Origin of the sequence: Sphingorhabdus lacus (assembly GCF_009768975.1) — a bacterium.
GTDB lineage: Bacteria > Pseudomonadota > Alphaproteobacteria > Sphingomonadales > Sphingomonadaceae > Sphingorhabdus_B > Sphingorhabdus_B lacus.
The window spans coordinates 1,348,708-1,372,908 of record NZ_CP035733.1 but is presented as its reverse complement, the minus strand read 5'-3'; the positions used below and the strand labels follow the sequence as shown (position 1 = coordinate 1,372,908).

21 protein-coding genes are annotated in these 24,201 nt (G+C 56.8%); 19 read left to right on the top strand and 2 right to left on the bottom strand.

Features of this window, described 5'->3' with window-relative positions:
• Positions 1-80: 80 nt before the first annotated feature.
• Positions 81-1,121 (top strand): D-alanine--D-alanine ligase family protein, encoded by a 1,041-nt coding sequence (locus tag EUU25_RS06465; protein ID WP_158899363.1) that lies wholly within the window; start codon positions 81-83, stop codon positions 1,119-1,121.
• A 19-nt stretch (positions 1,122-1,140) separates the two neighbouring features.
• Complete coding sequence (locus EUU25_RS06460) at positions 1,141-1,929, top strand: NTP transferase domain-containing protein (RefSeq protein ID WP_158899361.1); 789 nt, start codon at positions 1,141-1,143, stop codon at positions 1,927-1,929.
• 6 nt (positions 1,930-1,935) lie between these two features.
• Here the strand turns inward: EUU25_RS06460 and EUU25_RS06455 are convergent, their stop codons facing one another.
• Positions 1,936-3,270: an alkaline phosphatase family protein gene (locus EUU25_RS06455; protein WP_158899359.1), complete on the bottom strand. Its 1,335-nt coding sequence runs from the start codon at positions 3,268-3,270 to the stop codon at positions 1,936-1,938.
• The gene (locus tag EUU25_RS06450; RefSeq protein ID WP_158899357.1) at positions 3,270-5,483 is read right to left on the bottom strand and encodes a TonB-dependent receptor; all 2,214 of its coding nucleotides are present in this window, start codon (positions 5,481-5,483) and stop codon (positions 3,270-3,272) included. Before EUU25_RS06450 ends, EUU25_RS06455 begins: the two co-directional genes overlap by 1 nt.
• A 224-nt stretch (positions 5,484-5,707) precedes the next feature.
• Here EUU25_RS06450 and EUU25_RS06445 point away from each other — a divergent pair, with 224 nt between their 5' ends.
• From EUU25_RS06445 to EUU25_RS06365, 17 genes are all read left to right on the top strand, one after another.
• Positions 5,708-6,088, top strand: coding sequence for a tetratricopeptide repeat protein (locus tag EUU25_RS06445; RefSeq protein ID WP_158899355.1), 381 nt, complete (start codon positions 5,708-5,710; stop codon positions 6,086-6,088).
• Between the two features lie 288 nt (positions 6,089-6,376).
• Positions 6,377-7,948, top strand: a complete 1,572-nt coding sequence (locus tag EUU25_RS06440; RefSeq protein ID WP_158899353.1) for a hypothetical protein — start codon at positions 6,377-6,379, stop codon at positions 7,946-7,948.
• Positions 7,949-8,026: 78 nt separating this feature from the next.
• A complete protein-coding gene (locus EUU25_RS06435) occupies positions 8,027-10,747 on the top strand; it encodes a TonB-dependent receptor domain-containing protein (protein WP_158899351.1) in 2,721 nt (906 codons plus the stop codon).
• A gap of 189 nt (positions 10,748-10,936) precedes the next feature.
• On the top strand, positions 10,937-11,767 hold the full coding sequence (locus tag EUU25_RS06430; protein ID WP_158899349.1) for a type II secretion system protein N: 831 nt from the start codon (positions 10,937-10,939) through the stop codon (positions 11,765-11,767).
• On the top strand, positions 11,764-13,953 hold the full coding sequence (gene gspD, locus EUU25_RS06425) for a type II secretion system secretin GspD (protein ID WP_158899347.1): 2,190 nt from the start codon (positions 11,764-11,766) through the stop codon (positions 13,951-13,953). Before EUU25_RS06430 ends, gspD begins: the two co-directional genes overlap by 4 nt.
• 32 nt (positions 13,954-13,985) lie before the next feature.
• On the top strand, positions 13,986-15,506 hold the full coding sequence (gspE, locus tag EUU25_RS06420; protein WP_158903181.1) for a type II secretion system ATPase GspE: 1,521 nt from the start codon (positions 13,986-13,988) through the stop codon (positions 15,504-15,506).
• Complete coding sequence (gspF, locus tag EUU25_RS06415; protein ID WP_158899345.1) at positions 15,499-16,713, top strand: type II secretion system inner membrane protein GspF; 1,215 nt, start codon at positions 15,499-15,501, stop codon at positions 16,711-16,713. Before gspE ends, gspF begins: the two co-directional genes overlap by 8 nt.
• 2 nt (positions 16,714-16,715) lie before the next feature.
• Positions 16,716-17,192 (top strand): type II secretion system major pseudopilin GspG, encoded by a 477-nt coding sequence (gene gspG, locus EUU25_RS06410; RefSeq protein ID WP_158899343.1) that lies wholly within the window; start codon positions 16,716-16,718, stop codon positions 17,190-17,192.
• The gene (locus EUU25_RS06405) at positions 17,164-17,658 is read left to right on the top strand and encodes a GspH/FimT family pseudopilin (protein WP_158899341.1); all 495 of its coding nucleotides are present in this window, start codon (positions 17,164-17,166) and stop codon (positions 17,656-17,658) included. Before gspG ends, EUU25_RS06405 begins: the two co-directional genes overlap by 29 nt.
• On the top strand, positions 17,645-18,031 hold the full coding sequence (gene gspI / locus EUU25_RS06400) for a type II secretion system minor pseudopilin GspI (protein ID WP_246162942.1): 387 nt from the start codon (positions 17,645-17,647) through the stop codon (positions 18,029-18,031). Before EUU25_RS06405 ends, gspI begins: the two co-directional genes overlap by 14 nt.
• A 5-nt stretch (positions 18,032-18,036) precedes the next feature.
• Complete coding sequence (gene gspJ / locus EUU25_RS06395; RefSeq protein ID WP_158899339.1) at positions 18,037-18,672, top strand: type II secretion system minor pseudopilin GspJ; 636 nt, start codon at positions 18,037-18,039, stop codon at positions 18,670-18,672.
• Positions 18,669-19,655 (top strand): type II secretion system minor pseudopilin GspK, encoded by a 987-nt coding sequence (gene gspK, locus EUU25_RS06390; RefSeq protein WP_158899337.1) that lies wholly within the window; start codon positions 18,669-18,671, stop codon positions 19,653-19,655. Before gspJ ends, gspK begins: the two co-directional genes overlap by 4 nt.
• Positions 19,652-20,737 carry a type II secretion system protein L gene (locus tag EUU25_RS06385; protein ID WP_158899335.1) on the top strand — a complete coding sequence of 362 codons (1,086 nt, stop codon included), beginning with the start codon at positions 19,652-19,654 and terminating at the stop codon, positions 20,735-20,737. The genes gspK and EUU25_RS06385 overlap by 4 nt, the downstream gene beginning before the upstream one ends.
• The gene (gene gspM, locus EUU25_RS06380) at positions 20,734-21,213 is read left to right on the top strand and encodes a type II secretion system protein GspM (protein ID WP_158899333.1); all 480 of its coding nucleotides are present in this window, start codon (positions 20,734-20,736) and stop codon (positions 21,211-21,213) included. The genes EUU25_RS06385 and gspM overlap by 4 nt, the downstream gene beginning before the upstream one ends.
• Complete coding sequence (gene gspN / locus EUU25_RS06375) at positions 21,210-21,908, top strand: type II secretion system protein N (protein WP_158899331.1); 699 nt, start codon at positions 21,210-21,212, stop codon at positions 21,906-21,908. The genes gspM and gspN overlap by 4 nt, the downstream gene beginning before the upstream one ends.
• A gap of 53 nt (positions 21,909-21,961) precedes the next feature.
• Positions 21,962-22,672, top strand: a complete 711-nt coding sequence (locus EUU25_RS06370) for a prepilin peptidase (RefSeq protein ID WP_158899329.1) — start codon at positions 21,962-21,964, stop codon at positions 22,670-22,672.
• Positions 22,673-22,900: 228 nt separating this feature from the next.
• Positions 22,901-24,196, top strand: coding sequence for a tyrosine-type recombinase/integrase (locus tag EUU25_RS06365; protein ID WP_158899327.1), 1,296 nt, complete (start codon positions 22,901-22,903; stop codon positions 24,194-24,196).
• The last annotated feature ends 5 nt before the right edge of the window (positions 24,197-24,201 follow it).

The window sequence follows — 24,201 nt, the reverse complement described above, 5'->3', positions numbered from 1 at the left end:
ACAAGCAAATGCGACCGACATGTTACAAACGCGGCGAGCTTTCACGTTAGTGTCATATTGCTGCGCGATAACATGTCGCCATGCAGATACTAAGTTTTGGCGATCGTCGCATTTCACGCATTCCCGAAGAAACCCTCCGGCGGGTCCGGATATTATTCGTGGCCAAGCATGTGTTTTGGCAGGGCGGCTTACATCATGAAGATGGCAATCATGCACTTTATCATCGCGAAATAAGGGAGGTTTTAGAGGGCATTGGCCTTAACCTCCAACTGGCGGACAGCTACGAAGCGCTCTTTGCCGATCCGGGTTGCGACTTTGTATTTCCTCTCCTCAATCGCGGTGGCTTCCTGAATTCGGAAATGCTTTTGCCGCTGCTGACGACGCGTCTGGGTATTCCATTTTTGGGTGCCAGCCCGATTTTGCGCGGACTTTCGGATGACAAGCATTTGACAAAGCTGGAGGCACAAGCGCGCGGAGTGCCGACAGCGCCATGGGCGATTTACCGGCGGGGCATGCCCGTACTGCAAGATCCATGTCCACGTGCCGAGCGACTCGTGATCAAGCCCAACGCATCGTCCGCCAGTTGGGGTGTACGTGACGCGACCAGTTGGGCCGAAACGCGCATCGCGATCGAAGAGATCCACAGCGAGGGCCATGATGCGCTCGTCGAACCATTTCTGGATGGAAGCGATGTGGAAGTGCCCGTGATCCATTGCGGGGGCTTGCCGACCATATTGCCGATGATGTTGTTCGAACAGACCGATCCGAGCCATTTGCGCACCTATCAGGAAAAACGCGACCTGGTTGAGCGTGAACAGAAATACCGGTTGGTGCCTTTTGAAGGCAGCGAATGGGCGCCCAAGATTGCGGAATATACCAAGATCATGGCCGGCATATTCTTCCCCTTCGATTACGGGCGGTTCGAATTCCGGCTGGATGAGCGCAACGGCAAGTTGCACATGCTGGAAGTCAATCTGAACTGCAATCTATGGTCGCAAAAGGTCTTCGGGAAATCGGCCGAGCTGGTTGGCTGGAGCCATGCGGATCTGATCGAGACCATCTTGTGCGAGAGCTTGCTGCGGCAGGGTCTGATTACCCAAGCTGAAGCCGTAGCGGCCTGAAATCCCCTTAAGGACCAATATGCCCCATGTTCGCACCATAGTGCTTGCTGCCCAACGAAAAGGGCAGGTCGATCCGCTCGCTCTGCGATTTGGTACGAGCCACAAATGCCTTGTTCCCCTGCACGACGAGCCGCTGATCATTCATGTCCTCCGGACATTGTCGGCGCATCCGGATGTCGAAAGCATCATGGTGTCGATCGAGCCTGAGATATTCCAGACAATAGGAACCATCGTTGAACGGGATGGAGGCATGGCCGACAAAATCCGCTTTTGTGCAGCAGCCGATAATATTGCCGACAGTGTCCGGAACGCAGCCGAAGGGCATGACGGTCCACTGATCGTAACGACAGCAGACAATGCGCTTTTGAAGGCGGCTTCTGTCAACGCAATGGTCGGGGCACTGCAGAGCCATGATGTCGCAATTGCCATGGCGTCGCGCGAGGCCGTTTTGGCCGCCCATCCCGAGGGGCAACGCCGGTTCTACCGGTTCAAGGACGGCGAATTTTCCAATTGCAACCTCTATGGCCTGCGCGATGTGTCCGCCCTGAAAGCGGCCGAGTTTTTCCGCGGCGGCGGGCAGTTCGCAAAGAAAGCCAGCCGTATTGTTCAGGCGTTCGGGCTGATCAACCTGCTGCTCTTGCGTTTCCGTCTGGTTAGCCTGCCGACCGGGCTTGACCGTATCGCAAAGCGGATAGGCCACACCATTGCCCCGGTCATCTTGCGCGATGGAACGCAGGCCATCGATGTCGACAATGACCGGACCTATGGCATCGTCGAGCATTTGATGGCGCAGCAACGCGCCGCCTAACGGCGCCTATTTCAGAGGCGCAGCCTCTGCATCCGGAAGCGATACGCCCAGCCATTCTGCCAAGGTCGGCGCAATGGCGCGCATGTCTATTTCACCAACATTACGGCCTTTGGCGACATTCTTGCCCATCATCATGAAGGACGAGCGCATCAGTGGACTGGTGGGAAAATAGCCGTGGGTTCCTTTGCCGGGCGAAGGGGAAAGTAAGGGGGCATCCTTACCCTTGAAGCCGCCGCTATAGGCGTTCGGCGCAAAGTTGACGTAGAAACTCGCCTGCGGATTGCCGCCCATTTTCGCGATCGCAGCCTTGTCCGCAATGGCAGCAATGCCATTTGCGGGATCTACTTTCAGCTTTTCGAGCACTGTCGACACGCGCGCCGTTAGAGTAGTGTCTTCGGGTCGTGCCAGCACGATGGCGGACGAACCGCCCGAGTTCCAGGGACTAGCTTCCCATTTTGAAATCTTGCCATTGGCATCGAGGGTAATCAGCCCGGCATCGATAAAGGCCCGATACAGATTAACCTCGGTGTCCACCTTGGAAAAGCCATGGTCCGAAACGACGGCGATGATGCTATCAGGCTGAGTCTCTAGTTGGACGGAAACCAGCTTGCCAACAATGGCATCGATCCGTTTCAGCACCGCATGCGCCGCAGCGGTGTCGGGGCCTTTTTCATGCTGTTCATGATCGAGCGCCGTAAAATAGAGCGTGGTGAAATAGGGCTTCTGCTGTTTAATCAGAGCCGCGCCAAACACACCCCGGTTTTCGTCAGCCTCGATGCTCTCGTCTATTCCGGCGGCATATGTCCCGAGGTCAGCCTCAAGCCCTTCCACCAGTCCGGGTGTTGCGAGCGCCTTTATCAATTTGGCATCATCGCCATGACCAGTCCGCCAAATCTGCGGTATATTCCATGTAATCCCCGCCGTCTTGACGCTCACTGGCCAATGCACATTTGCCGTCGAGCGTCCGACCTTGTGGACCGCGTCCCATAGGGTAGGGACCTTGAAATCGCTGGCATACCAGTACCATCCGGTCTGGTTGATCTGCATAGGATCGAAGCTGGTATTGCCTATAATGCCATGTTTGGAGGGGCTCACGCCAGTCAACAAGGTTGCATGGCTCGGGTAGGTAACGGTGGGAAGCACCCCTTTTACGCCGCTGGCATATGTGCCCTCGGTGACGAAACGCTTCAAATTCGGAATATCGATCCCGCGCTTGTCGGCTTCGATCACATCTGCTGGCTGCAGCCCGTCGATCGAGATCAACAGAACTGGTTCGGCAAGGGATGCCGATGGCAGCGCGCTCATTACAAGCGCGCTGCCGATCCACCATGCAGACTTCATCAGAAACCGACCTTGACCGTGGCAAAGAATTGCTGCGGTGCGCCGGCAAGCAGTGTCTGGTTGTCGCCGCTGTTGCCGAAGCCGTTGGAGCCGATTGTCGACACATATTTTTTGTCGAGCAAGTTGGTCGCATTCAATTGCAGCTCAATCGGCGTCCGCATACCCATGTCGAAGCGATAACCGATGGTGGCATCCACCAACACGCGGCTGGATACAGACCTGTCGTTGAGATAGTTGAAGTAACGTTTGCTCATATAGTTTGCGCCGATCCGGCCGAAGAAGCTGTCGCTATCATAGGCGATTTCGCCGCGAAGCAAATGCTTCGGGGTATCGACCACATCCTTGCCCTTGGTCGGGATTATTGCGGTCGGCGTGACCACGTCGTCCCGATATGAGGCATCGGTGTAGCTATAGGATGCAAACAGTGTCAGGCCGCCTCCCAAGCGCAGGTCGCCAGCGGCTTCGAAACCGATGGAGCGAACCGAGCCCACATTCTGCAAGATCGCAGGGTTGCCGACGATACCGGCACCGGTCTGCACACCGAGCAGGCGGTTGCGGAAGTTCACATAATAAACGCCGATAACACCGTTGAAGACGCTGTCATTATAGCGGGCACCCAATTCATAGGTATCCGATTCCTCCGGCTTCAGACCGCGCGCGATCAGGGCATTGAAGCCAGCCTGCGTGGTGGAGAAAGGACCGCTGGTCGCGGAAGAGACGAAGGCGCGGGTGACTTGGGTAAAGCCCCCGAAGACTTCCGCCTTGTCCGTCAACTTATAGGCCACGCCGGCATGGGGCTGGAACCAGTCTCTCGATTTAATCTTACCGGCTGCCAAAGCGCCCTGAACTCTCGGATCAGCTTCATTGTTTACCTGAAAGCCCTTCCATCCCAAATTGATGGTCAGATCACCGAGACTGATTTTGTCCTGCACATAATATTGCAGCGTGTCGGTGTTGAAGTCGAACAACCATTGGGTGAAAAAGGGGTTGCGCTGGAGCTTTGTATGGTCGCGACCCGGTGTCGTCAGGCTTTCATAGGCGTAGAAACGACGGGCCTGCGTAAAGTCATTATGCTCATACCAGCCGCCGACCGTAATTTCATGGTCACCCACTTCAGCATTGAGCGAACTGAAAACGCCGCCGCGCTGGATGTCATATTCGGTGGTGCGGATTGACATGGGTACACCGTTCGGGCTGGGGACATAGGGCGTGCCCCATGTGCCTTGGCCGGTATTGTCATGATAATAGGCTTTGATCTTGAATGTCACGCCGTCGCCCAGAGGCGCTGTCAGGCCATAAGCGGCAAGGGTGTCTTTGCGCAGACCCGATGCGTCATAATAGCTGTCGTCCAGATTATTGATTGGCGCTGCAAAAACGCCCTGAGCTGCGCGGATTGCAGCCGCATAATCAGGGAAGTAATTGTCGTGATCATAGCCGAGCCGCGCAATCATTTCGAGCGAGAGGTCTTGATAATCCTGCTCTGCACGGTCGGAATAGGCGAAATAGGCATCGAATTCGGCAACGCCGACCGGAATGATCGCCTTGGCGTTGATCTGCCAGTTCCGCTGGTCGCCGCCGCCTTTCCACTTTTCGGCGTTATGATAAACGCCCGAGATAAACCCGCGGATGCCATCGGCTTCGCCAAAGTTGACGCGACCAAAGCCTCTGATTGTGTTTTCCGAACCGTAGGTGAGGTTCGCGTCGACGCCAAAGCCGTCGCTGGGGTCGGCCGAGAAGAATTCGAGTGTGCCGCCGAGATTGTTGGTCGCTTGTGTACCGATCGAGCCGGAACCCTGGGACACCCGGGTCACACCGATATTTTCGGAAATGATGGCGCGGCCGATGTGGAGGCCGTTGTTGTTTCCATAGGTCGAGTCGCCCAAGGGAATGCCGTCGAGCGTGTAGCCCAATTGGTTCTGGTTGAACCCGCGGATGGAAACGCGGCTGGACCATTCATAAGTGCCGAATGGGTCTGCTGATTGGAAGTTCACGCTGGGCAGTTTCTCAATAGCCTTTAGCGGGCTGGTCCCGGGGGCGAGAATCAGCAGTTCCTTGCTGCTAATCTCCTGAACCTGCCGGGTTTCGCCCTGGCCGAAAACGACAATTTCGTCTTCCGTTGTCTCTGTTTCTGCAGGTGAATTCGCCTGTTGCGCCATTGCCGGAGAAGCAATGAGGGCCACACTTGCCAAGAGTATCGAAGTAAATTTACGCATTATTTTTTCCTTCCCTGAGATCGTTTGCAGTCCGCGAATTAGGGTCGGTCGATTGCGCTTTGATGCTGTTATGCATTCAGTTTGATAGATATTTCACGACAGCAATGTGACAGCCGTAGAGCGGTTATTTGCGCGAGCAGGAGAAAGATGACAGAAATATTACAATTATATTGCACTCATGTCATATAACTGTAATATTTAACTCAGGAATGAGGAGAATTGCCATGAAAACTCTATTTATCAGTGCTTTGCTTTTAGCTGGTATGAGTGGAGTCGCACACGCACAGCCGACAGCGAACGGCGAGGTTGGATATCCCAAAGGATCGATTGGATATGATGCGTTGGTCGCAGGGGATAATGAGCGCGCGATTACGCAGATTTTGGCAAATGAACGCGTGAGCCGGCACGACCCTGCAAAACTCATCAACTTGGGACAGGCATATGCGCGCACAGGCCGCATCGCCGAGGCTGCCGATCTCTTTTCAACCGCGCTGCAAAGCCGTGAAGAAGTCGATCTTGTTCTGGCCGACGGACGGGTCATGAACTCGAAAGACGCCGCGCGGCTTGCTTTGTCGGGACTGCAGATGAAGCTCGCTTCACGCTGATCACACATCAGTTATAAAAGTGTCGTCAGACACTATCAAAAGAGGGCGGGCCGATTTGGCCCGCCCTTTTTCTGTACGCAGAAAATAAATATTGCGCTGCACCACATGAAACCGCGGATGTCACAAAAGTGTCCAAAATGATTCTCTCAACTGTAATGCGATAACCACAGCCCCGTCACAGGCGGCTTCTATCGGCAACCTCGACAACGGGTGGGGCCTCTGTTGATTCGTCGCTGGTCCGTTGCATACGCCTGAATACAGGCTTCTTATTTGTTGCGGAGAATCAGAATGTTAGATCCAAAATTGCGTGGCATTATATATGCAACTGCGGCGGCTGCCCTTGTTGCCGGCTGCGGCGCAGACGATATCGCATCGCCTGGAACGGGCGGAAATATTACCATTAACAATCCGGCGCCTCCGCCACCCCCGCCGCCGCCACCTCCTCCCCCTGCAGCAGTAACGCCTGCTGGAGGCTGCCCGACGATCGCGGACGCTCAAGGCCTGACCGATTCAGGCACGATTACCGGACCAACCGGAACCTATCGGGTTTGCACGCTGCCCGCGCGCATCAATACGACCAGCACATTGCCGAAGATTACCGGCGTGCTGTACCGTCTGGGTGGCCGAGTGGACGTTGGTACCGACCAGGGTCCCGCTTCGACCAACAACGTTGTGACTTTGAACATCGAACCCGGCGTTATCGTCTTTGGCGGAACCGGCGTATCCTGGTTGAACGTCAACCGCGGAAACCGTTTGAACGCAGTTGGTACGGCAGCATTGCCCATCATCTTCACCAGCCGTGACAACGTGCTGGGCTTGAACACCGACAGCTCGATCGGCCAGTGGGGCGGCGTCGTTTTGAACGGCCGCGCACCAATCACCGATTGCGCTGCACCTGCAGCTACGCCGGGTACTGTTGCGTGTGAACGTCAGGTCGAAGGCGCAGTTGACCCTGCACTTTATGGCGGCGCAAACAGTGCCGACAACAGCGGTCGTTTGAGCTTTGTCCAGATCCGTTATTCGGGCTTCGTGCTTTCGGGTAACTCGGAACTGCAGTCGTTGACGACAGGCGGAACGGGGACAGGTACGGTTCTTGACCATATCCAGACCTTCAACAGCTCGGACGATGGTGCAGAATTCTTCGGCGGTAGCGTCAACATGAAGTATTTCGTGTCGATCGGCGCCGACGATGACAATCTCGATACCGACACCGGCGTTAAGGCGAACTTCCAGTATGTTCTCGCTGTTCAGCGCTCAGGTGCAGGCGACTCGATGATTGAAGCAGACTCCGATAACGCTCTGGATGGGAACACGCCACGCCAGAATACGCGCGTCGCAAACTTCACCTTCATCCAGCGTGCCAATACCGGTAACTTGTCCGCAATTCTTCTTCGCGGCGGTACCGACTATACGTTGGCAAATGGTGTGATCGTTAGCCCGAACACATCCTGCCTCCGCATCAGCCGCCCCCAGACTATATCCGCAACAGTTGATGCGGCGATTGATGAAGCGGGTGCGCCGGTTATCCGTTCGGTTGTCGCGCAATGCGGAACCCCTGCTTTCGTAGGTTCGAACGGCGTAACCGAAGCTCAGGTTTCTGCGATCTTCGGATCTGGCAGCAACAACAATAACAGCGCGTTCACACCGACCTTGACGTCGCTGTTCATCAACGGTGCGAACGAGACTGCCGTGACGGCGTTTAACGCCAGCACGCTGAACGCGTTCTTTGATGCCACGACCTATGTTGGTGCCGTACGCGACGCCAACGACACCTGGTATGCCGGTTGGACCTGCAACAGTGCGACGGCAAATCTCGGAACCAGCACGTCGGGTCTCTGCACCTCCCTGCCGACCTTCTAATAGGCAGCACGATACAGGGTGGGGTGCACGCTTGACCGCGCACCCCACCTTTTTTGAATGAAAAATAAGGGATAGTTTATGTTGAAGCCATTGGGGGCCATCAGCCTGTTGCTTTTGACGTCAGCGCTCGTTTCGCCTTCGATGGCATTCGCGCAAGATGCAGAGCCAGCACCAACCGAGACCGCAGCCGAACCGCAGGAACCAGACGCGAGCAGCGAACAAGCGCCTGTTGATCCAGCCGCCGACCCCGCCACCGCGGAAGAAGAACAGGTCGATGTTTCCATCCCCGGTGGTGACGAAATCGTTGTACGCGGTTACCTGGACCGCAACATTTCGAAAAACGCCCCCCAAGTTGTATCGGTTCTTTCCAGCGCGGATATCGAACGTACCGGCGAAGGCGATATCGCTGGCGCGCTTGCACGCGTTACGGGTCTCAGTGTTGTCGGAAATGGCTTCGTATATGTGCGTGGTCTGGGCGATCGTTACTCTCTGGCGCTGCTCAACGGTTCGCCGCTGCCAAGCCCGGAACCGCTGAAGCGCGTTGTTCCGCTCGACCTTTTTCCGACCAGCGTTATTGCGTCGTCACTGGTGCAAAAAACCTATTCGGCCAATTTTCCCGGTGAATTTGGCGGCGGTGTTATCAACCTGACCACCAAAGCCATCCCCCGCGAAACCTTTTTGACCGTTGGTGGCGATTTGAGCATCAATGGCGAAACCACAAACCAGTTGGGCTACACCTATTATGGCAGCTCGCAGGATTGGAGCGGATTTGACAACGGAAACCGCGACTTGCAACCGGCGCTTGCTGCCTACTTCGCAAGTGGCGAGCGGATCAGTGCGGGCAACGTAAATACGCAAGCCATCGCAGGGCAACTGGTAACCGGCCGGAATGCCGTGATCCAGCGCAACCGCAATCTTCCACCAAATGGTTCGGCCTCTATCACGGGCGGCACCAACTTTGATATTGGCGACGATGCCACCATGGGCATCATCTTCAATGCCGGTTACAGCAACAAATGGCGTACCCGCGACACTATCCAGCAAACCGCGTCGACCCTCGATCTGTCCCAGAAAGAACTCGATTTCCAAAAGGTGATTACGGATAACCGTATCGTCGTAAACGGTCTGGTCGGTTTCGGTATCGAAGCGGGCGACCAAAAGATCCGCTGGACCAACCTGTTCATTCGCGACACGCTGAAGCAGGCTCGCCTCGGCGTCGGTACGCGCCAGACGACTTCGCCGACTGCAACCTTGATGCAGCAGGATACCGCCTGGTTCGAACGCCAATTGGTGGACTCGCAGCTTGTCGGCGAATTCAAGCTGTCGCCCGACGTGAACCTCAGCTTCCGCGTCGCCTATGCCAATTCAAAGCGTGAAGCACCGGACGAGTTCAGCTTCGAATATTTTCGTAGCAACCTGGCATCCGATCCTTTCGGTCAGCAGTTCATCAACCGCCTGAACAACGGTCAGCAGGGAAGCGCGGAAGTCAGCTATTCCTATCTGAACGAAGATTTATGGGCTGGTGGCCTCGACCTTTCGGTCAAGGTGACCCCGGACATCACGGCGACATTGGGTTATGCCTATTCGGATACCACCCGCCGGACCGAACGTCGTGACTTCCAGTTTACGGCACCGGCCACATTCCCGACGGCAGTGGCGTTGTTCCGGCCTGACTTCCTGTTGCAGCCTGCTGTGATCAATTTCTACAACATCGCGCTGATCGATACCAACGAAGCTAACCCGGTGTTTGATGCGCGTTTGTTGAACAATGCGGGTTACGCCCAGATTCAGGCGTTTATTACGCCGGAAATCAGTCTGAATATCGGTGTGCGCTACGAAACCGCGAAGCAGACTGTTAATCCCGTTCAGGTGTTTAACACGCCGACGGCATCGCTGGCGTCGACCAGCCTGAACAGAAATTACTGGCTGCCCGCTGCGACGTTGACGTGGGATCTGACCGATCAGATGAAATTGCGCCTCAGCGGTTCCAAGACCATTGCACGGCCCCAGTTTCGTGAGCTGATTTTCCAGAACTATTACGACACCGATTCCAACCGTCTGTTCCGCGGCAACCCGCTATTGACCGATAGCCAGTTGTACAATGCGGAAGCGCGGTACGAATGGTATTTTGATCGTGACCAGCGTTTGACGGTCGCCGGATTTTTCAAACGGATCGATAAGCCTATTGAGTCTTTTTCGAGCTTTGACGACAACTCGGTTATCACCAGTTTCGCAAACGCCCCGAAGGCCGACCTTTACGGTGTGGAAATCGAGACCCAGAAATATTTCGATCTGTCGGGCATCGGAGACAAGGGTTTCTTTTCGACGCGTCGCGCCGTTGTGATTGCGAACTACACCTACACCAAGTCGAAGATCAGCGTAAAGTCGGGTGACACCGTCGCGGTGTTCAACTCGTCCTCAACCAACGCTCTGGACTTTTTCACCAATGGATCCCCCTTGACCGGACAGTCCGATCATCTGGTGAACTTGCAATTCGGTCTGGAAGATACCGAACGCTTATCGCAGCAGACCATCCTGCTGACCTATGCCAGTGAACGCGTCACCAGCCGCGGCGCATCAGGACAGCCAGATATCAAGGAAAAGCCAGGCTTCCAGCTGGATTTCGTGGCGCGTGAAGGTTTCACCTTTGCGGGCAAGGAAGCCGAGCTGAAGTTCGAACTGCGCAACCTGACCAATACCAAATATCAGGAATTTCAGGAAAGCGGCGATAACAAGATTTTCTACAACCGCTATCGTCAGGGCATCAGCGCCTCGGTCGGCGTAGAGATCAATTTCTAACCCCTACACAGCCCCCTGACTCGCGGCAGCACGTCATATCGATGTGCTGCCGTTATTTTTTGGGGCACCTTAAGTGCGGCGGCACGCCTCACTTAAAACTGGTCACTAAACTGTCATTTTAGCGTCATTCACGAGTCACAGCCCCGCCTTAGGCCCGCATTTGAAAGTACAGAATCATCGGGGGAAATAGTGGCGTTTTTGCTGGCGGATAGACTGAAGTTGCGCCCGCGCCGGATTGCTTCGGTTCCGGTGGCGACGCTGATTATCTGCCTTTTGGCGCTGTTGGCTGCACTGCAATTTGCCCGGTTGGTCTGGTTTATCGCGACGCCCGTAGGACCAGTTGGCGACTGGCGTCCGGTGGCCGTTAAGATCGTACCACAATCTGCGCGTGCGGCCCTGTTCGCAGGCTTTGACCCCTTCTTTCGCAGCGATCAACCGGCGGCAGGCGCCGACAATATCACGTCGCTGAACCTGACCTTATACGGCATACGTGCCAATGAAAGTTCGGGTGGCGGATCGGCGATTATTGCTAGCGAAGATGGTGTCCAGCAAAGCTATGCTGTGGGTGAAGAAATCGCCCCCGGGGTTACACTTGATGCTGTCGCCTTTGACCATGTCATCTTGTCGCGTGGCGGGGTGAAGGAATCGCTGTATCTTGACCAGTCGGTCCCGGCCGAAACGGTGAATCCGTCCGGCACCACTGCTGCTCCCATCATGCCGTCTGCACCTGCATCCACCGGCGCAGCCCTGAATGCCGCGAGCCTGCAAAAATCCATCGGCTTCGCGCCACGCAATGAAGGTGGCCGCGTGACAGGTCTTGTCCTGCAACCGCGTGATGACGGCACGATGCTGCGCCTCGCCGGATTTCAGGACGGCGATGTCGTCGTGGCGGTCAACGGACGGCCTGTTTCTTCGGCAGCCGATGTTGCCGCCCAATTCCGACCCGGAACCCGCCTCAGTGTCGATGTCGAACGCGGCGGGGCCAAAGTACCCATCTCGATAAATCTGGAACAACCGTGAACTCTAAACTTCCCATTTGGCTGGCGTGCGCAGCCCTGATCTTTGCCGAACCGCTCGCCGCGCAACATACGTTGAATGTGCGCGATGCCGACATCCGCGCTTTTGTTCAGGACGCGGCACGGGTGACCGGACAGACCTTCATCGTGGATGGCCGCGTGACCGGGAAAGTGTCGGTCGTGACCGATCGTCCGCTTTCGCGCTCCGAATATTTCGAAGTGTTCTTGTCGACGTTACGGGCCAATGGCCTTGTCGCCATTCCGATGCGGGGTGGTGGCTATCGCGTACAGCCGTCGGAAGGTGCCGCCACACAACCGAGCCGTGTCGGCAGCAAATCGGCCGCTCCGAGCCAGTTTGTCACCGAAGTGTTTCGCCTGCGGTCGATCGACGCCACTACAGCGGTCGAAACATTACGCCCGCTGGTAAGCCGTGAAGGCTCCATTACCGCCAACCGCAATGCTAATAGCCTGGTTGTTGCCGACTATGCCGACAATTTGCGCCGCATCCGCGAGTTGGTCCGTCAAATCGACAGAGACTCCGCCGCGACGCAGATCGTCACTTTGGACAATGCGGGCGCGCGCGAAATTGCGGCAGCCTTGCAGGGTCTGGCCGGGCAGGGCGGTGGTGAGGGTGGACGTCCGCCTGTCACGGTCGCCGCAATCGACAGCAGCAACGCGATCGCGCTTCGCGGTGATCCGACGTCGGTTGCGCGCTTCGCCGCTATGGCCAAACAACTGGATGCGCGCGCGCAATCCGGCGCGGAAATCCGTGTTTACCGGCTGGAGCATGCAAACGCGGAAACATTGCTGGAAACGGTGCAATCCCTCATCGGCGGCCAGAAAGGTTCCGATTCCAGTGCCGATCTTCCTCCGGTTGCGGCTGCCGCTGGCGCGGCAGGTACTCCGGTTTCGGCGCCAGCCCCCATCACCACGGTTTCATCCGGTACTGGCACAAACGGTATCGGCGGAAGAGGTCCGGTCGTCGTTACGCGCTATGAAGGCGCGAACGCGCTGATCGTTGCCGCTAATCCCGAAATGCAGCGGACACTCGGTGAGCTTATCCGCCAACTCGACACACGCCCCGAACAAGTTCTGGTCGAAGCCATCGTGGTCGAGATCGGCAATGAGGCCGCAAAGAAACTGGGCGTCCAGTTTCTTGTAGGCGGCGAAAACCTGCCCTTTGCTGCCACCAATTATTCGAATGCAACGCCGAATATCCTGACCATTGCCGGTGCCATCGGCGCTGAGGAGCTGACGCGGACCACGACGACGGTCAACGGCAATACGACGACCACGGCGACAAACAGCGCGCTCGGCGACAGTTTGCAAGAAGCCGCCGCCGCTTCGATCTTGAGCGCAACAGGCGGGTTCGGCGGTTTTGCCCTGGATATCGGAAAGAATGCGATTTTCGGCACGATCATCAACGCGATTGCCGCGGATACGGAATCCAACCTTTTGGCCACGCCGCATATCGTCACGCTGAACAACCAAAAGGCGAAATTCCTGGTTGGTCAGGAAGTGCCTGTCAGCACAGGCGAGCAGCTGTCTGCCAATTTTGAAAACGCCTTCCGCACCGTTCAACGGCAGGAAGTCGGGATCAAATTGGAAGTGACACCGCAAGTAAACTCCCAGGGCGATGTAAAGCTGTTCCTCAAACAGGAAGTGTCAAGTGTTGCGGGGCCCGTATCCTCGCGGTCGAGCGACCTTATCCTCAACAAACGCGAATTTGAAACGACGCTAACCGTGGGCGATGGCCAGTTGCTCGCAATCGGCGGACTGCTGAATGACGACGAACGCCGGACGATCGAGCGTATCCCACTTTTGAGCGATATTCCCCTGATCGGCGAACTGTTCAAATCGCGCAGCCGCAGCCGGAGCAAAACCAATCTCATGGTTTTCATTCGCCCGACGATATTGCGCAGCAAAGCCGACGGCGACCGGCTGACGGCCCGTCGTTATGACTATGTCCGTGGCATGCAATTGGCGCGCAATCCGGATGTCGAACCGAGCATCGACGAACTGTTGCGGGACTATATGGGCGCTGTGCCACCGATCGCACCGGTTGCCGGACCAAATGATGTGGTAGTCGGCGCAACAGATACTCTGGAGCGATCAACGAATGACGGTGCGCTTCAGCCTGCCGACGTTCCACCTAGCAACATCAATCAAACAGGCGGGGGCGGCCAATGATCATACGGCGTGGTGATGCAGACCCTGCAGAAATGACAGAAACCGTATCGGAAGAGGCGGTGGAGAAGGTTGCACGCGCCCCCTTGATCGACATTCCCTATGCTTTTGCAAAAGCCCATGGCGTTGTGCTGCGCCATCAGGTTGATGACCGTTTGGTCGTCGCGATGCGGGAAGGTGCGGACCCTTTGATACTGCTGGAAGTCCGGCGTTATTTGTCGATGCCGTTTGACGTCGAGATATCCGACAACAGCACGTTCGACCGCTATCTGTCCGACCATTATGCCATGGATGGGTCCGCCGCCGCCATGGCCGGTTCCATCGGCATGGGCGACAGCGACTTGCTGTCCGACATGTTGCCAAGCGCCGACGATCTTCTCGACAGTGCCGATGATGCACCCGTTATCCGGCTGATCAACGGCATCATCGCCGAAGCCGTCCGTCAGGGCGTATCGGATATTCACATCGAACCTTATGAAACCGGCCTCGTCATCCGAATGCGCGCGGATGGCGTGCTGCAGGAACGATTGCGACTGCCCGCCAACGTCGCGCCTGTAGTGGTCAGCCGTATCAAGGTCATGGCAAGGCTGGATATCGCGGAACGCCGGATACCGCAGGACGGCCGGATAGGCCTGACACTGGGCGGGAAGCTTATTGACGTTCGTGTATCCACACTCCCCAGCCGCGTGGGCGAACGGGTCGTGATGCGTATTTTGGACAAGGAAAACACCGGCATCTCGCTGGATGTTCTGGGCATGTCCGACGACACATTGAAAATATTGCAGGAAGCTTTGGCGGAACCAAATGGCATCATTTTGGTCACGGGTCCGACAGGGTCGGGGAAGACGACTACGCTCTATGCAGGTCTGAAAAGCCTGAACGACGGCACGCGTAATATCCTGACGGTCGAAGATCCGGTTGAATATGCCATTGACGGCGTCGGACAGACGCAGGTTAATTCAAAAGTCGGCATGACATTTGCGGCCGGATTGCGTGCGATTTTGCGCCAAGATCCCGACGTCGTGATGGTCGGTGAAATCCGTGACCGCGAAACCGCGGATATTGCGGTCCAAGCGGCGCTTACAGGGCATCTGGTTCTGACAACCGTCCACACCAATGACGCGATTGGCGCGATCACGCGGATGCGGGATATGAAAGTCGAACCCTTTCTGCTGGCATCGACATTGCGTGCTGTCGTCGCGCAGCGTCTGGTCCGGCGGCTTTGTCCCTCGTGCCGGCAGACCGTACAAGCGGACGGCAATGCGGCTTCGTTGCTGGGTTTTGATCAGGGAACTGCAGTGTTCAAAGCCGTGGGATGTCCTGAATGCAACAACACAGGATATCAGGGTCGCATCGGTGTATTCGAAGCCATTCGCGTGGACGAGACAATCCGCCGCCTGATCAACGATGGCGGCGATGAGGCAATTTTGGCGCGGCATGCCTTTGTGAACCAGCCCAATTTGAGCGCGGCGGCACGCAAATTGGTGCGCGCTGGCCTTACGACACCCCAAGAGGCCATTCGTATTTCCCGCCGAGAAGACATTGACGATGCCTGAATTTGCCTATCAGGTAATCGACCCACTGGGTCGGGACATAAAGGGTAAGGTTCATGCCGCCAACGACGACGCCGCGCGTGCGGTGCTCGCCAAGAAGAATTTCTATGTCGTAAAGTTGAACGAAGCTGAGGCCCGACGTTCTGTTTTGTCGGATCTGCAACGGCGCCGCAGACGGCTGTCGACCAAGCAGCTGACGCTGTTCACGCGCCAGTTTTCGTCCCTCATCCAGGTGAGCCCGCTTGAGGAAGCCATCCGGACGATCAGCCGACAGAGCGAACAGGCCCATGTGCGCGATATTCTCGGCAATGTGCACGCAGGCGTCGTGGAGGGCCAGCGATTTTCCGAAGCAATGCGCCGCGAGGCATCGAGCTTTCCGGCGCTATATCGCGCGATGATTGCGGCAGGCGAGGGGGCAGGTACCCTGTCCCTCATCGCCGAACGCCTTGCCGCCTTGCTGGAACGGCAGGCGGAGATGCGTGGCAAGATTATCGGCGCCTTGGCCTATCCGGCGGTGCTCTCGCTTGTGGCAATTTTGGTCGTGATGGGGCTGATGGTATCTGTAGTGCCCCGGGTTGTCGAGCAGTTCGACAATGTGGATCAACAGCTTCCCCTCTTAACCCGCATCGTCATTGGCATGTCGGCATTTCTGGCGAGCTATTGGTGGGTGTTGCTTCTTGCTATTATCGCCTTTGCGGTGCTGTTCTGGCGGGCTTTGCAACAACCCGCGTTCCGCTTGTACGTCGACCGGAAAGTGCTTCAAATTCCCGTCATCGGCAAATTGCTCCGCAATCTTCACGCCGCGCGGATGGCGCGGACCTTGTCGACGATGGTTGCCAGCCGATTGCCCCTACTGGAAGGCTTGCGCCTTACGGGCGGGACAATCCGCAACAAACTCTTGCTGCAAGCCAATGACGATATTGTCGAGGCGGTGCGCAGCGGAGGCAGCCTTTCGGGTGCCATGCGCGCGAGTGGCGTCTTCCCCCCGTTGCTCGTCTATCTGACCGCCAGCGGCGAAAGCGCTGGGCAACTTGAATTGATGCTGGAACGTGCTTCGGAATATCTGGAGCGGGAGTTCGACAATTTTACCAGCGCCGCGCTGTCCTTGCTTGAACCGCTGATCATCGTCGCCATGGGCGGCGTTGTGGCGGTCATCATCCTGGCAATCTTATTGCCCATTCTCCAACTTCAAAATCTTACGGGAATATAGAAATGCTACGCATCTTGTTTCACCTGTTCACCGACCTCGAGCGCGCACCGGTCGAATTCCGGCGGTCGCGGGCAAAGACCAAGGCCAATGGCTTTACCCTTGTCGAAATGATGGTGACGCTCTTCATCCTCGCTCTGTTGACGACGATTGTCGCGATCAACGTCCTGCCCAATCAGGACAAGGCGATGGTGCAAAAGGCCAAGGCCGATATCGCGGTATTAGGGCAAGCGATGGAGACCTATCGTCTTGACAATCTGACATATCCCGACACCGGCGCAGGATTGCAAGCCCTTGTAAACCCGCCCGCGGTCGCAGGCGGCCGGACCGAGGGCTATATCAAGAAATTGCCGAACGATCCTTGGAACCGACCTTATCAGTATAGCGTTCCCGGCCGGGACGGGGCGTTCGATATTTACTCGCTAGGCGCAGATGGTGCGCCTGGCGGCGAGAATGAAAATGCGGATATTTACGGCGAATAAGCCAACATCCACATCCAACTTCGCCCTTCGCGAGCGTGGCTTTACTCTGGTCGAACTGATGGTGGTGTTATTCATCATCGGTGTGGCGAGTGCTGCGGTGGTGATGACGGCGCGTTCGACAGACCGTGATGCGCGTGATGAAGCCGAGCAACTAGCGGCACGCCTTGCGGCGCTGCGCGACCAGTCCATTCTGCAATCGACGCCGATGGCCTTTGCCATCCGACCGTCGGGCTATTCGTTCGAAGTGCGGGGGGATGGGGTGTGGAGGCCGCTTCAGGAAAAGCCGTTCGCCAGCCAGAAATGGACACGCGGAACAAGCGCATCAATAGGCGGTGCGCGTCAGTTGCGGGTGGCGTTTGACAGCACCGGCTTACCCTCCAGCAGCGCCGCCATCGGGGTCAAGCGCGGCGATAGGGTCGTAACGGTCAATCTCTCCGCGACAGGAGACGTTCGTGTCGCGCGCTAACGCACCCTTGTCACGTAACGGGTTCACCTTACTGGAAATCATGGTCGCGCTGGCGATCTTCAGCCTGGCTGCGTTGGCAATGGTGCGGTTGCAGGGCTATTCGGTCCGGTCAACGTCGCAACTGGGCGAAAGCGGTTTGGCGTGGCAGGTCGCGCGCAATGTCGCGGTTGAAATATTGTCGAACCCTTCGCCCCCCACCTTGGGCGAAACGGGCGGTGAAGAGGTGAACGGCGGACAAAATTGGCGTTGGACCGCGACGACCAAGAAGACCGACGACGCGCGGCTGGTGCTCGTCGACATCAATGTTGCCGGCACGGGCATAGCGTCAGCGCGCAAGGCTCAATTGACCATAGCGCGACCGGTCGACCAATGAACGCGGTGAAGACATCCGAAGCCGGTTTCACGCTGGTGGAACTGCTCGTGGCTTTGGCCATATTTTCGCTTTTGTCGGTCGCAGGGGTGATGCTTTTGCGGTCGGGAAGCGATACGCAGCTTGCCGTCAAGGGCCGCTTGGAAGAGCTGTCACGCGGCAACCGCCTGTATAACAATATCGAGGGGGATCTGGCGCAGGCTATGTCCCGTTCGGTCCGCGACCCGGCAGGCGCGTCTATCCCCGCCTTTGTCGAAGAGAGTAGCGACGTGCCCGGCATGTTGTTCGGCTTCGTGCGCGCCGGATGGTCAAATCTGGACGAAGCCCCGCGCGCGGGACTGCAACGGGTGGCCTATGTCCTCGACAAGAATGCGCTGAAACGGCTGAGCTGGCCGATGCTGGACGGCGCGATACCGTCGGATGCTGCGGTCATTGTCGACAATGTGGCATCGGCACAAATCCGTTTCCGTGACGATCGGGGCGAGTGGCGGAGCGACTGGACCGCCGTTGATGCCGACGCACTTCCGCGCGCTGTGGAAATGCGCGTCACGGTCACAGGCAAGCCCGAGCAACGGATGCTCTTTCTGGTCGGTCCGCAAAACAGAGACAAGCCGGTCGAAACGGATGAAGGGTTGGACGGATGACCGGGCCCAAATCGTCTGAACGCGGCGCGGCCTTGCTTTCGGTCCTGCTAATGGTTTCCATTCTGACGGTGATCGCCGCAACGACGCTCGACCGCCTTGCGATTGCGACCAAGCTGTCGGGAAATGGCAACAGCCTCACACAGGCCCGGATGTTCAGCTATGCCGCCGAAAATCTGGCGAGTACGCGGCTTGAAGATTTGCTTGCCCGCGATGCCGCGCAAACCACGCTCGAGGGAAATTGGCTGGGGAAAGAGCAGATCATTCCCATACCCGTCGGGTCCGCATCTGCAACTGTGCGCGACGGTGCTAATTGTTTTAACCTCAACAGCCTCGTTATCGAAACAGAAGGCCGATTTACACAAAGTTCGATCGGTCAGGAGCAGATGGTTTCACTGATGGTCGTTCTCGGCATCAACGAAAATGCAGCGCGACCGGTCGCGGCGGCGGCAGCGGATTGGGCCGATAGCGACAGCATCCCGTCGCCTGCTGGCGCCGAAGACGATGCCTATCAATCTGCTGCGACACCCTATCGGACGGCAAACCGCCTGTTCGCGCATCCGTCCGAGTTACGCGCGGTCAAAGGCGTCTCTCCCGCTCTTTATGCAAAGCTGCGGGGCTGGATTTGCGCGCTGCCTGAGGCAAAGCTTTCGCCGCTGAATGTCAACACGCTGTTGCCCGAACAAGCGCCCTTGCTGGCCATGCTCTTTCCCCCCGGACAGTTTAGTCCGATCACCGCGCGTAGTTATCTCGCCAAGCGCCCCGCAAGCGGTTATGGCAGCCTCATTCGATTCTGGGGGGCACCCGAAATGGCGTCTATCGAGGCGTCTTCTCCGGTCCAAGGGCAAGTGAAACTGACGAGCACCTATTTCCTGTTACGCACAAAAGTGTCGGTCGGTGAACTGATGCTGGAAGGGGAGTCCATGCTCGCCGCCAAGTCGGGTCAGGTCCGCCTGATCTGGAGGAGTTGGGGGGAGCAGCTATGACGCTGATCGTCACATTCCTTCCGAGCGTCGACCACAGCAACCCGATGGTGTGGACGCTGTCGGATTCGGCATGGTCCGAACCATGCCCGCTTTCCGAATTTGTCCCGGACGCTGCCGACGACCGCATGGTCGCGATTGTGCAGGCGGAGGCGTCGCGCTGTATCTGGCTTTCATTGCCCGATCTGGAGCCGCGACAGGCCGAGGGCGTTGCCAAAGTCCGCGCCTTTGAGCAATCCTTGGGGGCGGTGCACGCGGTAGCGCGGTATTTGGATGCCGGTGATGTGGTCACAGCGACAATAGACACGGGCGTATTGGAAACAGGCTTGGCGATGTTGCAGGCCCGTGGCTTGAACCCGGATGTGGTCATTCCCTTCGGGTTGCTTGTTCCGTCCGATCCGCAGCTAGTAGTGCGTGCGGAACTTGGCAACAGCACCGTTCTGCGCGGGGACCGCTTTGCCGTTCCCGACGAGCAGGTGTTCCGGACGATGCTGGTCGGCGACGCCGCCGTTAAGGATATGGATCAAGCGGCGCTGCATCAGGCATTGCTAAATGCCAGTGTGCAACCCGCGCTCAACCTGCGCGAAGGACCATTTGCGAAACGCGAGCCCCGCATGCTCGCTACCCCGGGACAGCGCACGTGGATTTTGCGCCTGTTAGGCTTTTGTATACTGGCGACACTGCTGCTGGGTGTGGCGGCCTTAACAAAATATAGCCTTGCGACATCCGCCGAAAATGATCGGGCCTTGGCTGCCGCACGGAAAATCAATCCTGCCATCGCGGATATTGCACAAGCCGAAGCGCAGCTTGCCTCGGCCTTGCCGCAAAAAGGTCTGGCGGTAGGACGGTTCACACCGCTGTCCGCAGGCTTGTGGCGCGCCGTTCAGGCATCTCCTAATGTGTCTGTGCGGGAGCTTCGGATCGGGCGCGACGGGATTTTGACTACCGTTCTTTCCGCCCCTGATGCGGGAAGCATAAACAAGGTACTGATCGCCGTGCAACGCGATGGTTTCCGCGTGACGGCAACATCGCGGCAGGACACGACGGGCGCGACTTTGGTAGACCTGACCATGAGTATGCCATGATGGAAAATCTGAAAACATGGTATGTTGCGCTGTCCAATCGGGAGCGTGTTCTGGTGTCCGTTGCGGGCGTCCTGACGGCTGTTGTCGTGCTGATTTTCGGGATATTATTACCAACCATGTCGGCACTCGAGCAGGCTGAAAGCGGTTTGGATGAAGCCGTCCAGCGGCGCGGGCGGATCGAAGCCACCGTGGCGGCTGCGTCGCTGCAAACCCCGGCCGCAGCCCGGCCTGCGCCAGCAGGTATCGATCTGGTCGTGACACAGGGTGCCGCCGAAAAGGGCTTCGATCTTGTAAAGCCGACCAATTCCGCACCTGGTCAGGTTGATTTCCGAATCGAACAGGCCCGCGCACCGGCCTTGTTGGCCTGGTTAAGCGAGCTGGAATCACAAGGCATCTTTATAACCAGCATTACCATGCGAAGCGCCACAAATGGCAGCGTTACCGTCGAAGCCCAGTTGCGGCAGACGGCACCATGACGCGTCGATCCTACATCATCGCGGTTGCCGTGCTGCTGGTTGTCGCATTCAGCATTTTCATGCCGCTACGGACCATTGTGGACGGTAACCAGATTTCGGCGCGGAAAGTGGACGGCATTATCTGGGACGGGTCGATACGCGAACTGAGTCTCAGCAAAGTGCCGATTGGCGATGTGAATGCCCGCCTTAAATTCCTGCCCCTACTTTTGGGACGCGCGGAAATCGCGTTGTCGCGGGGCGATGCACCTTTCGCCCCGGGAATAAGCGGATCAGTGACAAAGCGTTTTGGCGGCGTTTCGATCGACAGGTTCAATGCAACACTGGCCATTGGCGCGATGTTCGATCCGCTCCCGGTCGAAGATATCATATTGCAGGACTTTTCGGCTCGCTTCACCGGCGGTCGTTGCTCCGAAGCCGGCGGTGCCGTGCGAATGACCTTGACCAAAGCGATACCCGGACTTGATTTGTCGAACGGCTTGCTTGCCAAACCGCGCTGCGACCGTGGACAGCTTCTGATCCCGTTGCTCAGCCAGTCGGCAACGGAACATGTCGACATCCGTCTGTCCGCCGACGGGGCCTATAGCGTGACCATCTTGCTCGAAGGCGACAACAGCCTAAATGCAGATGCCCTTGCGCTCACCGGTTTCCGGAAAGGCGCGCGCGGCTATCAGATGATTAAAAGAGGTCGGCTCTGACGAGTATCTATATCACCGTCGAACTATGGCTTTCCAGCTTACCGCTGTGGTTCGTGACTGCGGGGCTCGCAACATTGGGGGCAATTTGGGGCAGTTTTGCAGGCGCCTTGTGCAGCCGTTGGCCGGACGGCAGAAGCATCACACGCGGGCGATCGCACTGTGATAGCTGCGGTGCGCAGATCGCGCCCTATGACCTCATTCCCATTATTTCCTTTCTTTTATTAAAAGGAAAATGCCGCAGTTGCGGATCACCTTTTACCGTTGGGACTGAATTGATCGGCCTGTGCATCGGGGCTACTGCTGCGTTGTTCTTCCCTCCGGCGCAAGCGCTTTCCGTCGCCATGTTTGGCTGGTTCCTTCTGCCCTTGGCGATCCTTGATTTCCGGCATCTGTGGTTGCCGAACAGGCTTTTGGGTTTACTGCTTGTGGTCGGGATACTCTTTGCGCCCTTATGGGATAGCGGCATCAGCTGGACCGATCGCGCTATCGGAGGCATCGCTGGCTTTGCGACGCTGGAAATAGTGCGGCAACTCTACCGCCTCGTCCGCCGAAAAGAGGGCATGGGTGCCGGTGATCCAAAATTGCTCGGCGTTTTGGGTGTCTGGCTGGGCTGGCAATTGCTACCGATGACGGTGCTGATCGCAAGTTTTTTGGGGCTGGCCACCGCGTTGCTGTCAGGGCACCGGAAAGAGCAGGAATCGATGGAATATCCGCTAGGGACATTCCTTGCCGTTGCCGCATATATAGCCGTGTTCTTGCCCTGAATATCCCGTGCTGTGCGGGATGACCGGATCAAATTGCCATACCATTGAAAAATGGTGAGCCCTGCTGGGTTCGAACCAGCGACCTACTGATTAAAAGAATAATCAGTGGGTCGCTAAGTGTCCTTAACTGTCCAAAAATGGCAGAAAACCTAGACTCACCATCCATATAGTTCTTGATATGTTCACTAGTACCCAGTACAAAATGTTACCTAAGGTAACAGGTGATTTGTGTCAAAAAAAGTCGGTCTTACAGATGCCCGTATCGTTGGATTATTACCACCGAAAATCGGACAAATCGAAATTACGGACTCAATCGTAGCTGGTTTACGCCTGAGGGTCGGAGCGAGTGGCGTTAAAACTTACATCTTGCGAAAGCGTATCGGCAGCAAGGTTCATAATGTGACATTGGGCAGGCATTCGCTGGGCTTTGGACTTGCCGCTGCGCGTCGTCGTGCGCGAGATTTGCTTACCGACATTGAGCAGGGACAAAGCATCCCCAAGCGGTCCGATCCCAATCGCGGATATGCCCAGGGAATTGGCACAATTGGCGAGCTGTTTGAAACATATTTGACGAACGAGGTCATAGGGAAAAAGCGAACTGCGCGAGAAATAGAGCGAGTATTTCGCAAATATATTCTTCCGGAAATGGGCGACCGGATAGCTGATACGGTAACCCGCGGCGATGTGACACGCTTCATCGAGAAGATGGCATTTTGCCGGGGTAAAGAAACGCTGCGTATGGCGCGGTCAGTGCATCAGCATTTATCGAGTTTTTATTCATGGGCGATGCCAAAGCTGGACCGATTACCGGCTCATCCTTGCAGGGATGCGTGGCGACCAAAAGCATCTAAGCCGCGCGACCGTGTTTTGTCAGACTATGAACTCGGGCAGTTGTGGGATGCTTCACTTGGCGAGGGGTATCCTTTCGGCACGGTGGTGCGTTTACTGATTTTGACTGCGCAGCGCCGCGGCGAAGTCATCAATGCGGAATGGGACGAATTCGACTTTGACGCAAATCTGTGGACCATTCCTGGCAGCCGAGCGAAAAACGGGATCGCCAACATCGTTCCCTTATCGGCTCAATCTGTGAGCATTATTGAAGAAATACGAGATATGTTTGCATCAAGCTCCAATGAGTTTGGGTTGTCCGGGAACAGAGTTTTTCCGGCAATTGGCAATCCAGCTCATAGTACCGGCGGCATGCCTAAAGGTTGGCGACGGATTATGGCTTCAGTGCTGCGCGAAACAGATCGTAACATCTTGCACTTCACGCCGCATGACATCCGCCGTACCGCTGCGACGGGCTTACAACGCTTGGGCGTACCGCTGGTTGTGTCCGAAGCAGTGCTTAACCATCAGTCTGGAGCTGCCAAAGCCGGGGTCGCTGGAGTTTATCACCGCCATAAATATACGGTCGAAAAACAAGAGGCGCTAAGGTTGTGGGGCGATGAGGTTCAACGCATTGTAGATGCGCATGCCGCCGTCAAAAACCGGGGTTCCTCTTGGATGATCGCGCAGGGCTAAATGCG

Coding starts and splice junctions, on each gene's coding strand:
- EUU25_RS06465 (WP_158899363.1), top strand. CDS start 81: ATGCAGATACTAAGTTTTGGCGATCGTCGCATTTCACGCATTCCCGAA.
- EUU25_RS06460 (WP_158899361.1), top strand. CDS start 1,141: ATGCCCCATGTTCGCACCATAGTGCTTGCTGCCCAACGAAAAGGGCAG.
- EUU25_RS06455 (WP_158899359.1), bottom strand. CDS start 3,270: ATGAAGTCTGCATGGTGGATCGGCAGCGCGCTTGTAATGAGCGCGCTG.
- EUU25_RS06450 (WP_158899357.1), bottom strand. CDS start 5,483: ATGCGTAAATTTACTTCGATACTCTTGGCAAGTGTGGCCCTCATTGCT.
- EUU25_RS06445 (WP_158899355.1), top strand. CDS start 5,708: ATGAAAACTCTATTTATCAGTGCTTTGCTTTTAGCTGGTATGAGTGGA.
- EUU25_RS06440 (WP_158899353.1), top strand. CDS start 6,377: ATGTTAGATCCAAAATTGCGTGGCATTATATATGCAACTGCGGCGGCT.
- EUU25_RS06435 (WP_158899351.1), top strand. CDS start 8,027: ATGTTGAAGCCATTGGGGGCCATCAGCCTGTTGCTTTTGACGTCAGCG.
- gspE (WP_158903181.1), top strand. CDS start 13,986: ATGACAGAAACCGTATCGGAAGAGGCGGTGGAGAAGGTTGCACGCGCC.
- gspF (WP_158899345.1), top strand. CDS start 15,499: ATGCCTGAATTTGCCTATCAGGTAATCGACCCACTGGGTCGGGACATA.
- gspG (WP_158899343.1), top strand. CDS start 16,716: ATGCTACGCATCTTGTTTCACCTGTTCACCGACCTCGAGCGCGCACCG.
- EUU25_RS06405 (WP_158899341.1), top strand. CDS start 17,164: ATGAAAATGCGGATATTTACGGCGAATAAGCCAACATCCACATCCAAC.
- gspK (WP_158899337.1), top strand. CDS start 18,669: ATGACCGGGCCCAAATCGTCTGAACGCGGCGCGGCCTTGCTTTCGGTC.
- EUU25_RS06385 (WP_158899335.1), top strand. CDS start 19,652: ATGACGCTGATCGTCACATTCCTTCCGAGCGTCGACCACAGCAACCCG.
- gspM (WP_158899333.1), top strand. CDS start 20,734: ATGATGGAAAATCTGAAAACATGGTATGTTGCGCTGTCCAATCGGGAG.
- gspN (WP_158899331.1), top strand. CDS start 21,210: ATGACGCGTCGATCCTACATCATCGCGGTTGCCGTGCTGCTGGTTGTC.